This window comes from Streptococcus sp. GMD6S (assembly GCF_000297015.1).
The window spans coordinates 92,391-104,077 of the sequence record NZ_AJRH01000003.1; the positions used below are offsets into that span (position 1 = coordinate 92,391).

Annotated in this window: 9 protein-coding genes; all 9 read left to right on the forward strand. The window is 40.4% G+C overall.

What is annotated here, in order from left to right:
• Window positions 1-387 precede the first annotated feature (387 nt).
• The 9 genes from GMD6S_RS00510 (at window position 388) to sdbB (ending at window position 11,673) form a co-directional block, all read left to right on the forward strand.
• Window positions 388-3,489, forward strand: a complete 3,102-nt coding sequence (locus GMD6S_RS00510; RefSeq protein WP_000561555.1) for a DNA polymerase III subunit alpha — start codon at window positions 388-390, stop codon at window positions 3,487-3,489.
• Between the two features lie 80 nt (window positions 3,490-3,569).
• Window positions 3,570-4,577: a 6-phosphofructokinase gene (gene pfkA / locus GMD6S_RS00515; protein WP_000820872.1), complete on the forward strand. Its 1,008-nt coding sequence runs from the start codon at window positions 3,570-3,572 to the stop codon at window positions 4,575-4,577.
• A 65-nt stretch (window positions 4,578-4,642) separates the two neighbouring features.
• On the forward strand, window positions 4,643-6,148 hold the full coding sequence (gene pyk, locus GMD6S_RS00520) for a pyruvate kinase (RefSeq protein ID WP_001042815.1): 1,506 nt from the start codon (window positions 4,643-4,645) through the stop codon (window positions 6,146-6,148).
• Between the two features lie 160 nt (window positions 6,149-6,308).
• Window positions 6,309-7,568: a UDP-N-acetylglucosamine 1-carboxyvinyltransferase gene (locus GMD6S_RS00525; protein WP_001227106.1), complete on the forward strand. Its 1,260-nt coding sequence runs from the start codon at window positions 6,309-6,311 to the stop codon at window positions 7,566-7,568.
• A gap of 15 nt (window positions 7,569-7,583) precedes the next feature.
• Window positions 7,584-8,135, forward strand: a complete 552-nt coding sequence (locus GMD6S_RS00530; RefSeq protein ID WP_001028742.1) for a GNAT family N-acetyltransferase — start codon at window positions 7,584-7,586, stop codon at window positions 8,133-8,135.
• Window positions 8,128-9,405 carry a CBS-HotDog domain-containing transcription factor SpxR gene (gene spxR / locus GMD6S_RS00535; protein ID WP_000033809.1) on the forward strand — a complete coding sequence of 426 codons (1,278 nt, stop codon included), beginning with the start codon at window positions 8,128-8,130 and terminating at the stop codon, window positions 9,403-9,405. Before GMD6S_RS00530 ends, spxR begins: the two co-directional genes overlap by 8 nt.
• A gap of 15 nt (window positions 9,406-9,420) precedes the next feature.
• Window positions 9,421-10,281 carry a methionyl aminopeptidase gene (locus GMD6S_RS00540; RefSeq protein WP_000631561.1) on the forward strand — a complete coding sequence of 287 codons (861 nt, stop codon included), beginning with the start codon at window positions 9,421-9,423 and terminating at the stop codon, window positions 10,279-10,281.
• A 127-nt stretch (window positions 10,282-10,408) separates the two neighbouring features.
• A complete protein-coding gene (gene ccdA2 / locus GMD6S_RS00545; protein ID WP_000443809.1) occupies window positions 10,409-11,116 on the forward strand; it encodes a thiol-disulfide oxidoreductase-associated membrane protein CcdA2 in 708 nt (235 codons plus the stop codon).
• Between the two features lie 11 nt (window positions 11,117-11,127).
• A complete protein-coding gene (sdbB, locus tag GMD6S_RS00550) occupies window positions 11,128-11,673 on the forward strand; it encodes a thiol-disulfide oxidoreductase-associated lipoprotein SdbB (RefSeq protein ID WP_000755585.1) in 546 nt (181 codons plus the stop codon).
• The last annotated feature ends 14 nt before the right edge of the window (window positions 11,674-11,687 follow it).

Here is an 11,687-nt window from a genome sequence, read left to right on the forward strand (position 1 = left end):
TTTATTATATCAAAAAAGAGGGAAAAATGGAATAAATAAACTTAAATGAAATAAATTTCTTAAACCAGCATATCTATTTAGTAAGTTATTATAAAATGCTGAATAAATACCATAGAAGTAAGCCTTTTTCTAGAGAATTTTATATGTAAAACTGCATATAACTCCTATCTTTATTATTCTTCGTTTGGTATAAATATATCTAAATTTACATTTAAAACTATTATATAATATTAATTTTATATTTTCTTCCTTTGAAAAATGAAGAATTTAACAGTAAGAAGAGAAGAAGTTTGGAACTGATGATATTGAAAAGAAAGTGCAGAGTTGCTTCAATATCCAGCTTAAAATGGTATAATAGTAGTAAAACGAAAGCAAGGAGGAGAAGAAATGATTGCACAGCTCGACACCAAGACTGTTTATAGTTTTATGGAAAGTGTGGTTTCGATTGAAAAATACGTACAAATGGCTAAAGAATACGGCTATTCTCACCTTGCTATTATGGATGTGGATAATCTCTATGGAGCTTATCATTTTCTAGAAGCAACTCGTAAGCATGGCATTCGACCTTTAATTGGTCTAGAAATGACCTTGGTCAAAGATGAGGAAAATATTTCTCTTCGTTTTCTAGCCCTATCCACTAAAGGCTACCAAGAGTTGATGAAGTTATCCACTTTAAAAATGACTGGACGGAAAAATTGGTCTGACTTCACCTCCCACCTCGAAGATGTTGTTATTATTGTTCCCTATTTTAATGGGGTCGAACAGTTGGATTTGGGGGTTGATTATTTTATCGGTGTTAGTCCAGATACTCCTCAAGAAGTCTTTATCAGACCCATTCTTCCACTCTATCAAGTCAACTCTTTTGAAAAAGAAGACCTACAGGTTTTACAAATCTTGTCAGCAGTCAAGGACAATGTCAGCCTGAGAGAAGTGGATGTACATTCACAACAGGGGATTTTTTTACCTGCCTCAGACTTGGAAGCACGGTTTAAAAATCGCTTCCCTCAGGCGCTTGCCAATCTCCAAGGTCTGATAGAGAATGTAAGCTATCAAATCGACCCAATTTTAAAACTCCCTCGCTTTAATCCTGAAAGACCAGCGGTCGAAGAACTTAGAGAGAGAGCTGAGCAAGGCTTGAGTGATAAGGGGCTAACCTCAGCTATCTATCATGAGCGACTAAATGAAGAATTGGCTGTGATTCATGATATGGGCTTTGACGACTATTTCCTTGTAGTTTGGGATTTGCTCCGTTTTGGACGTTCCCAAGGCTACTATATGGGAATGGGGCGTGGTTCTGCGGTTGGTAGTCTGGTGGCTTACTCACTGGATATTACAGGAATTGATCCAGTTGAAAAGGACTTGATTTTCGAGCGCTTTTTAAATCGTGAGCGTTACACCATGCCCGATATCGATATCGACATTCCTGACCTTTATAGGCCGGAGTTCATTCGCTATGTTCGTGATCGCTATGGCAGTCAACACGTGGCACAGATTGTCACTTATTCGACCTTTGGAGCAAAACAGGCAATTCGTGATGTTTTCAAACGTTATGGTGTTCCAGAGTACGAATTAACCAATATTACGAAAAAAATCAGTTTTCGAGATACGCTAACGACAGCCTATGAAAAGAATTTACAGTTTAGGCAGGTCATCAATAGTAAGATTGAATACCAAAAAGCTTTTGAGATTGCTCGAAAGATTGAAGGGTATCCTCGTCAGACCTCTATCCATGCAGCTGGGGTCGTTATGAGTGACCAGGACCTGACAGACTATATCCCGCTCAAATACGGTGAGGATATGCTGATCACCCAGTATGATGCTCATGGTGTTGAAGCTAATGGCCTTTTAAAAATGGATTTCCTAGGACTTCGTAACTTAACTTTTGTCCAAAAAATGCAGGAATTATTGGCTGAGTCAGAAGGTATTCATCTGAAAATCGAAGAGATTGACCTGGAAGATAGTGAAACTTTAGCCCTCTTTGCAGCTGGAAATACGAAAGGTATTTTCCAATTTGAACAACCTGGCGCCATTCGACTCTTGAAACGAGTTCAGCCACAAGTCTTCGAAGAGGTAGTAGCCACAACCTCACTCAACAGACCGGGGGCAAGTGATTATATTGATAATTTTGTCGCTCGTAAGCATGGTAAAGAAAAGGTGACGGTGTTAGACCCTGCCTTGGAGGACATTCTGTCATCAACCTATGGCATTATGCTCTACCAAGAGCAAGTCATGCAGGTTGCTCAGCGTTTTGGAGGTTTCAGTCTTGGTAAAGCCGACATTCTCAGACGAGCCATGGGTAAGAAAAATGCTAAAGAGATGCATTTGATGAGGGAAGATTTTATCATAGGAGCTATGAAACTTGGGCATACAGAAGAAAAGGCCAAGCAAGTTTTTGCAGTGATGGAAAAGTTTGCTGGCTATGGATTTAACAGATCCCACGCTTATGCATACTCAGCGCTGGCTTTCCAGCTTGCTTATTTCAAGACACACTATCCTGCTATTTTCTTTCAAGTTATGTTGAACTATTCTAGCAGTGATTACATTGTAGATGCATTACAGATGGGCTTTGAAGTAGCTCCCTTAGCAATCAACAGCATTCCCTATCATGATAAGATTTCTCAGAAGAAAATCTATCTTGGTCTAAAAGCCATTAAGGGAATGCCGAGAGATTTGTCTTACTGGATTATTGAAAATCGTCCTTTCTCAAGCATTGAAGATTTTATCACACGTCTTCCCAAGAATTACAAGAAATTGTCGCTTCTGACTTCTTTGGTTGAACTAGGGCTTTTTGATGAATTTGATAAGAACCGTCAGAAAATCTTAGTCAACCTCCCAAACTTATTTGTCTTTGTTGAGGAGTTGGGAGGTCTCTTTGCGGATACAAATTATAGTTGGACTGAAGCTGATGATTTTACGGAAGCAGAGAAATTTTACAAAGAGCAGGAACTGATTGGGGTAGGTATCAGTCCCCATCCTCTCCAAACTCTTGCCAAACAAGCCCTATATCCGACCACGCAAATCACTAATCTAACCGAGGGAGCTCAAGCCACTATCCTAGTTGAAATTCAAAAGATTAAAGTGATTCGAACCAAGAAAGGCGAGAGTATGGCCTTTCTACAGGTTCATGATAGTAAGTCTCGGATGGATGTAACTGTATTTTCAGACCAATATAGAAAATTTGCTTCCATTTTATCCGAAGGGAAATTTTACTACATCAATGGCAAAGTTCAATCTCGAGATGGTCGTCTGCAAATGATTGCACAAGATTTGAAAGAAGCAGTAGCGGAACGATTCTGGATTCAAGTTAAAAATCATAAATACGATAAAGAAATTTCAAATATCCTAGAACAATACAAAGGCCCAATCCCTGTCATTATCAGGTATGTTGAGGAAGAGAAAACAATTGTTTCCTCCCAACATTTTGTAAGAAAAGATTCTGCTCTAGAGGAAAAATTAGAGGGAATTGCTATGAAAACGATTTATCGCTAAAAATACGGAAAATAGAAGAATTTTCGATTTAAATGTGGTATAATCAGTAAGAATGTTAAAAGAAAAAGGAGCATAACCAAATGAAACGTATTGCTGTTTTGACCAGTGGTGGAGACGCCCCTGGTATGAATGCTGCCATCCGTGCGGTAGTTCGTCAAGCAATCTCAGAAGGAATGGAAGTTTTTGGTATCTACGATGGATACGCTGGTATGGTTGCTGGTGAAATTTATCCACTTGATGCTGCTTCAGTAGGAGACATCATTTCACGTGGTGGTACTTTCCTTCACTCTGCTCGTTACCCTGAGTTTGCGAAACTTGAAGGCCAACTTAAAGGGATTGAGCAATTGAAAAAACACGGTATCGAAGGTGTCGTAGTTATCGGTGGTGACGGTTCTTATCATGGTGCTATGCGCTTAACTGAGCATGGATTCCCTGCTATTGGACTTCCTGGAACAATCGATAACGATATCGTAGGTACTGACTTTACAATCGGATTTGACACAGCAGTAACAACTGCTATGGATGCAATCGATAAGATTCGTGATACATCATCAAGTCACCGTCGTACTTTCGTCGTTGAAGTAATGGGACGTAACGCAGGTGATATCGCTCTTTGGGCAGGTATTGCAACTGGTGCTGATGAAATCATTATCCCTGAAGAAGGCTTCAAGATGGAAGATATCGTAGCTAGTATCAAAGCTGGTTATGAATGCGGTAAAAAACATAATATCATCGTCTTAGCTGAAGGTGTCATGTCAGCGGCTGAATTTGGTCAAAAGCTGAAAGAAGCAGGAGACACAAGTGATCTTCGTGTCACAGAACTTGGTCACATCCAACGTGGTGGATCACCAACTGCGCGTGACCGTGTATTGGCATCACGCATGGGGGCACACGCTGTTAAACTCCTTAAACAAGGAATCGGTGGTGTCGCTGTTGGTATCCGTAACGAAAAAATGGTTGAAAATCCAATTCTTGGTACAGCAGAAGAAGGAGCTTTGTTTAGCTTAACTGCAGAAGGTAAGATTATTGTTAACAACCCTCATAAAGCTGATCTTGAACTTTCTGCTTTGAACAAGAGCTTGTCCTAATCAACTTTCATTAATTTGGTAACATGACCATAAAAGGTCGAATTATATAAAGGAGTCACAAAATCATGAACAAACGTGTAAAAATCGTTGCAACTTTAGGTCCTGCGGTTGAAATCCGTGGTGGTAAAAAATTCGGTGAAGACGGATACTGGGGTGAAAAACTTGATGTTGAAGCTTCAGCTAAAAACATTGCTAAACTGATTGAAGCAGGAGCAAACACTTTCCGTTTCAACTTCTCACACGGTGACCACCAAGAACAAGGTGAGCGTATGGCAACTGTTAAACTTGCCGAAAAACTTGCAGGTAAAAAAGTTGGTTTCCTTCTTGATACTAAAGGACCTGAAATCCGTACAGAATTGTTTGAAGGTGACGCAAAAGAGTACTCTTACAAAACTGGTGAAAAAATCCGTGTTGCAACTAAACAAGGAATCAAATCAACTCGTGAAGTGATTGCTTTGAACGTTGCTGGTGCTCTTGATATCTACGATGATGTTGAAGTTGGTCGTCAAGTATTGGTTGACGATGGTAAATTGGGTCTTCGCGTTGTTGCAAAAGACGATGCAACTCGTGAGTTTGAAGTTGAAGTTGAAAACGACGGAATTATCGCTAAACAAAAAGGTGTAAACATCCCTAACACTAAAATTCCTTTCCCAGCTCTTGCTGAACGTGATAACGATGATATCCGTTTCGGTTTGGAACAAGGTATCAACTTCATCGCGATTTCATTTGTACGTACTGCGAAAGACGTTAACGAAGTTCGTGCAATCTGTGAAGAAACTGGTAATGGTCACGTTCAATTGTTTGCGAAAATCGAAAACCAACAAGGTATTGACAACTTGGATGAAATCATTGAAGCTGCTGACGGTATCATGATCGCCCGTGGTGACATGGGTATTGAAGTACCATTCGAAATGGTTCCAGTTTACCAAAAAATGATTATTACAAAAGTAAATGCAGCTGGTAAAGTCGCTATCACAGCAACAAACATGCTTGAAACTATGACTGAAAAACCACGTGCAACGCGTTCAGAAGTATCAGATGTGTTTAACGCTGTTATCGACGGAACCGACGCTACAATGCTTTCAGGTGAGTCTGCAAATGGTAAATATCCACTTGAGTCTGTTCGTACAATGGCAACAATTGACAAGAATGCTCAAACTCTTTTAAAAGAATACGGTCGCTTGTCATCTGTTAACTTGTCACGTAATTCTAAGACTGAGGTTATGGCTTCAGCTGTTAAGGATGCGACAAATTCTATGAATATCAAGTTGGTGGTTACTCTTACTAAGACAGGTCACACTGCTCGTTTGATTTCTAAATACCGTCCAGATGCTGATATCTTGGCAATCACTTTCGATGAATTGACTGAGCGTGGTTTGATGCTTAACTGGGGAGTTATTCCAGTAACCACTGATCGCCCATCAAACACTGATGATATGTTTGATCTCGCTGAAAGAATTGCAGTTGAGCAAGGTTTGGTAGAATCTGGTGATGATATTGTTATCGTTGCAGGTGTACCACTTGGCGAAGCTGTTCGTACAAACACAATGCGCATCCGCACTGTACGCTAATCTAACACAAAAACCTATCATTTCAGGCTGAAAAGCTTGAGTGATAGGTCTTTTTTTATCAAAATGAGATGGTATTTAGTAAATAGGAATGGGAAAAAACTGAAAATTATGGTATAATAGAACGAAAAGACCTTTTTAGTAAATTTTGAAAGAGTAAAACATGAGAAAAATTGTCATCAATGGTGGACGTCCATTGCAAGGTGAGATCACCATTAGTGGTGCTAAAAATAGTGTTGTAGCGCTTATTCCAGCTATTATCTTATCAGATGATATTGTCACTTTAGATTGTGTTCCAGATATTTCAGACGTTGCTAGTCTTGTCGAAATTATGGAGATTATGGGGGCGACTGTTAAGCGTTATGATGATGTCTTGGAGATTGATCCAAGAGGTGTTCAAAACATTCCTATGCCTTATGGCAAGATTAATAGCTTGCGTGCTTCTTATTATTTCTACGGAAGTCTTTTAGGTCGCTTTGGTGAAGCTACAGTTGGACTTCCTGGTGGATGTGATCTGGGACCTCGTCCGATTGACCTTCACTTAAAAGCCTTTGAAGCCATGGGTGCTAAGGTCAGCTATGAGGGAGATAATATGAATTTATCTGCCCAAGGTAAGGGGCTTCATGGCGCAAGTATTTACATGGATACCGTCAGCGTTGGAGCAACGATTAACACGATGATTGCTGCGGTTAAAGCTAAGGGGCGTACTGTCATTGAAAATGCGGCTCGTGAACCGGAAATTATCGATGTTGCTACCCTTTTGAACAACATGGGGGCCCATATTCGTGGTGCAGGAACTGATATTATCATTATTGATGGTGTCGAGAAACTTCATGGAACGCGTCATCAGGTTATTCCAGACCGTATCGAAGCTGGAACCTATATTTCACTTGCTGCGGCGGTAGGAAAAGGAATTCGCATTAACAACGTTCTCTATGAACATTTAGAAGGCTTTATCGCCAAACTAGAGGAAATGGGCGTTCGTATGACGGTCTCAGAAGACAGTATCTTCGTTGAAGAACAGTCTGATTTGAAGGCCATCAATATCAAAACAGCTCCCTATCCAGGGTTCGCAACCGATTTGCAACAGCCTATCACGCCACTTTTACTAACTGCCCAAGGTCGTGGAACTATTATTGATACGATTTATGAGAAACGTGTTAATCATGTCTTTGAGTTAGCAAAAATGGATGCGGATATTACGACTACAAACGATCACATTATTTACAACGGTGGTCGTAAGTTACACGGGGCAAGTGTAAAAGCTACAGACTTGCGAGCTGGTGCTGCACTTGTCATCGCTGGTTTGATGGCTCAGGGCCAGACTGAAATTACGAATATTGAGTTTATCCTTCGTGGCTACTCAGATATTATTGAAAAATTGCGTAGTCTTGGAGCGGATATTACACTCGTTGAAGACTAAGCCGTTGAGGTGATTATGAATATTTGGACCAAATTAGCAATGTTTTCTTTTTTTGAAACGGAGCGCTTGTATTTGCGTCCTTTCTTTTTTAGTGACAGTCAAGCGTTTTTCGAGATTGCTTCAAACCCTGAGAATTTGCAGTTTATTTTTCCCAGTCAAGCAAGTTTGGAAGAAAGTCAGTACGCACTTGCTAACTATTTTATGAAGGCTCCTCTAGGTGTTTGGGCAATTTGTCTCCAAGGAAATCAGGAAATGATTGGCTCCATTAAATTTGAAAAAATCGATGAAATCAAAAAAGAAGCAGAAATTGGTTATTTCTTAAAAAAAGATGCTTGGTCGCAAGGTTTTATGACAGAGGCTGTTAGCAAACTCTGTCACCTTTCTTTTGAAGAATTTGGTTTAAAACAATTATCCATCATCACTCATCTGGAGAATCAAGCTAGCCAAAAAGTAGCCTTAAAATCGGGCTTTAGCCTCGTCCGACAGTTTAAGGGGAGCGATCGCTATACACGAAAAATGAGGGACTATCTTGAATTTCGATACATAAAAGGAGAATTCAATGAGTAAACACCAGGAAATTTTGTCCTATCTGGAAGAGTTGCCAATTGGGAAGAGAGTTAGTGTTCGCAGTATTTCCAATCACCTAGGTGTTAGTGACGGAACAGCCTACCGAGCTATCAAAGAAGCTGAAAATCGTGGCATTGTTGAAACTCGGCCACGTAGTGGAACCATACGGGTCAAGTCCCAAAAAGTGGCTATTGAGAGGCTAACCTATGCTGAAATTGCTGAAGTCACCTCATCTGAAGTTTTAGCTGGTCAGGAAGGGTTGGAGAGAGAGTTTAGCAAATTCTCCATTGGGGCTATGACAGAGCAAAATATCCTGTCTTATCTCCATGATGGCGGTCTTTTGATTGTAGGTGACCGTACTCGTATTCAACTTTTAGCCTTGGAAAATGAAAATGCAGTCCTTGTAACAGGTGGTTTTCATGTCCAAGATGATGTTCTTGAGTTGGCTAATAAAAAAGGGATTCCAGTTCTGAGGAGTAAACATGACACTTTTACAGTAGCGACCATGATTAACAAAGCCCTCTCAAATGTTCAAATCAAAACCGATATTCTGACAGTCGAAAAGCTCTATCGTCCCAGTCATGAGTATGGTTTTTTGAGAGAAACGGATACAGTCAAAGACTATCTAGACTTGGTCCGTAAGAACAGAAGTAGCCGTTTCCCAGTTATTAACCAACACCAAGTGGTTGTTGGGGTTGTTACCATGCGTGATGCGGGAGATAAGTCACCCAGCACAACGATTGACAAGGTGATGACGCGGAGCATCTTCGTAACAGGCTTAGCGACTAATATTGCCAATGTCAGTCAACGAATGATTGCAGAAGATTTTGAGATGGTTCCCGTTGTCAGAAGTAACCAAACCTTGCTCGGTGTCGTAACACGACGAGATGTCATGGAAAAGATGAGCCGTTCCCAAGTTTCTGCTTTGCCGACCTTCTCAGAGCAAATCGGGCAAAAACTCTCTTATCATCATGATGAAGTCGTTATTACTGTTGAGCCCTTCATGTTGGAGAAAAATGGTGTCCTTGCTAATGGAGTCTTGGCTGAAATCCTCAACCATATGACCCAAGATCTCGTTGTCAATAGCGGACGTAATCTCATCATTGAGCAGATGTTGATTTATTTCTTGCAGGCTGTGCAGATAGATGATACTTTGCGGATTCAGGCTCGTATTATTCACCACACGAGACGCTCAGCTATTATTGATTATGATATTTATCATGGTCATCAGATTGTTTCAAAAGCAAATGTTACGGTTAAAATTAATTAGAATCTAGGAGAAAAAATGATAACTTTAAAATCAGCACGTGAAATCGAAGCCATGGACAAGGCTGGTGATTTCCTAGCAAGTATCCATATCGGCTTACGTGATTTGATTAAGCCAGGCGTGGATATGTGGGAAGTTGAAGAGTACGTTCGACGACGTTGTAAAGAGGAGAATTTCCTTCCTTTACAGATTGGTGTGGATGGTGCAGTCATGGATTACCCCTATGCCACTTGTTGCTCTCTCAACGACGAAGTAGCTCACGCTTTTCCACGTCATTACATCTTGAAAGAGGGCGATTTGCTCAAGGTTGACATGGTATTGGGTGGTCCGATTGCCAAATCCGACCTCAATGTATCTAAACTCAACTTCAACAATGTTGAGCAAATGAAAAAATACACCCAAAGTTATACTGGTGGTTTAGCTGACTCATGTTGGGCTTATGCGGTTGGTACACCGTCTGAAGAAGTGAAAAACCTGATGGACGTGACCAAGGAAGCTATGTATAAAGGGATTGAGCAAGCAGTTGTTGGCAATCGTATCGGTGATATCGGTGCAGCCATTCAAGAATACGCTGAAAGTCGCGGTTACGGTGTCGTTCGTGATTTGGTTGGTCATGGTGTTGGTCCAACTATGCACGAGGAGCCAATGGTTCCTAACTACGGTATTGCAGGGCGTGGACTCCGTCTCCGTGAAGGAATGGTACTAACTATTGAACCCATGATCAATACTGGTGACTGGGAAATTGATACAGATATGAAGACTGGCTGGGCTCATAAGACTATAGATGGCGGCCTGTCTTGCCAATATGAACACCAGTTTGTGATTACCAAAGACGGTCCTGTTATCTTGACTAGTCAAGGTGAAGAAGGAACGTATTAAAATAAAGGGAGCTTAGCTCCTTTTTTTGTGTCAACTTTAGTCAAAATAAATAAGCGTAGCAGACTTCTTACAAATTTATCCTTTTGTAGTAAAATAGGATTAGAATTTTGAGAAAGTAGGTAATTCGTTGGAGTCGATTATATTTCTAGTATCCGTTTTTTTAGCAGGTATCCTGTCCTTCTTTTCACCCTGCATCTTTCCTTTGCTACCTGTCTATGCTGGTATTTTACTGGATGATCAGGGAAATTCGAAAAGCTTTCGCTTTTTTGGAAGAGACGTTGCATGGTCTGGTTTAATTCGAACCTTGTGCTTTATTGCAGGAATCTCCCTCATTTTCTTTATTTTGGGATTTGGAGCTGGATTCCTAGGGCACATGCTCTATGCAGACTGGTTTCGTTATGCTATGGGAATAGTCATTATTCTTTTAGGGTTTCACCAGATGGAAATCTTGCATTTCAATAAACTGGAGATTCAAAAGACAGTCACCTTCAAACAATCAAAGTCGAATCACTATCTGTCAGCCTTTTTACTTGGGATAACCTTTAGTTTTGGTTGGACCCCTTGTATCGGACCAGTCTTAAGTTCGGTCTTGGCCCTAGCAGCTTCCGGTGGCAATGGTGCTTGGCAAGGAGCCGTGTTAACATTAGTATACACATTGGGAATGGCCCTTCCTTTCATTGTTTTGGCCTTGGCTTCGGGCTGGATTATGCCCTATTTTAGTAAATTAAAACCCCATATGATTTTACTAAAGAAAATCGGGGGAGCTTTGATTATTTTGATGGGATTATTATTAATGCTAGGGCAGTTAAATGCCTTGTCAGGAATTCTTGGATAAAAGGAGAAAAAATGAAAAAAGTTATTTTTGCTGGATTGAGCCTCATGTCTCTATTTTTGTTGATTGCTTGTGGTGAAAAAGAAACCAAACAGAAAAGCAGTCCCAAACAACCTGCTGTACAACAAATCGCAGTCGGTAAGGATGCGCCAGACTTTACCTTGCAGTCTATGGATGGCAAAGAAGTCAAGTTATCAGACTATAAAGGGAAAAAGATCTATTTAAAATTCTGGGCTTCTTGGTGTGGACCATGTAAAAAAAGCATGCCTGAGTTAATGGAATTAGCTGCCAAACAAGATCGAGACTTTGAAATCTTGAGTGTCATTGCACCAGGTCTACAAGGTGAAAAAACAGTTCAAGACTTTCCAAAATGGTACCAAGAACAAGGCTACAAGGATATTCCAGTTCTATATGATACGCAAGCAACTACCTTCCAAGCCTACCAAATTCGTAGTATTCCAACGGAATACTTGATTGACAGTCAAGGTAAAATCGGAAAAATCCAATTTGGTGCTATTAGCAACGCTGATGCAGAAGCGGCTTTTAAAGAAATGAAATAAAGAAAAAATCGCGA

Excerpts from the sequence above, each read along its gene's own strand:
- GMD6S_RS00510 (WP_000561555.1), top strand. The coding sequence starts at position 388 with ATGATTGCACAGCTCGACACCAAGACTGTTTATAGTTTTATGGAAAGT.
- pfkA (WP_000820872.1), top strand. The coding sequence starts at position 3,570 with ATGAAACGTATTGCTGTTTTGACCAGTGGTGGAGACGCCCCTGGTATG.
- pyk (WP_001042815.1), top strand. The coding sequence starts at position 4,643 with ATGAACAAACGTGTAAAAATCGTTGCAACTTTAGGTCCTGCGGTTGAA.
- GMD6S_RS00525 (WP_001227106.1), top strand. The coding sequence starts at position 6,309 with ATGAGAAAAATTGTCATCAATGGTGGACGTCCATTGCAAGGTGAGATC.
- GMD6S_RS00530 (WP_001028742.1), top strand. The coding sequence starts at position 7,584 with ATGAATATTTGGACCAAATTAGCAATGTTTTCTTTTTTTGAAACGGAG.
- spxR (WP_000033809.1), top strand. The coding sequence starts at position 8,128 with ATGAGTAAACACCAGGAAATTTTGTCCTATCTGGAAGAGTTGCCAATT.
- GMD6S_RS00540 (WP_000631561.1), top strand. The coding sequence starts at position 9,421 with ATGATAACTTTAAAATCAGCACGTGAAATCGAAGCCATGGACAAGGCT.
- sdbB (WP_000755585.1), top strand. The coding sequence starts at position 11,128 with ATGAAAAAAGTTATTTTTGCTGGATTGAGCCTCATGTCTCTATTTTTG.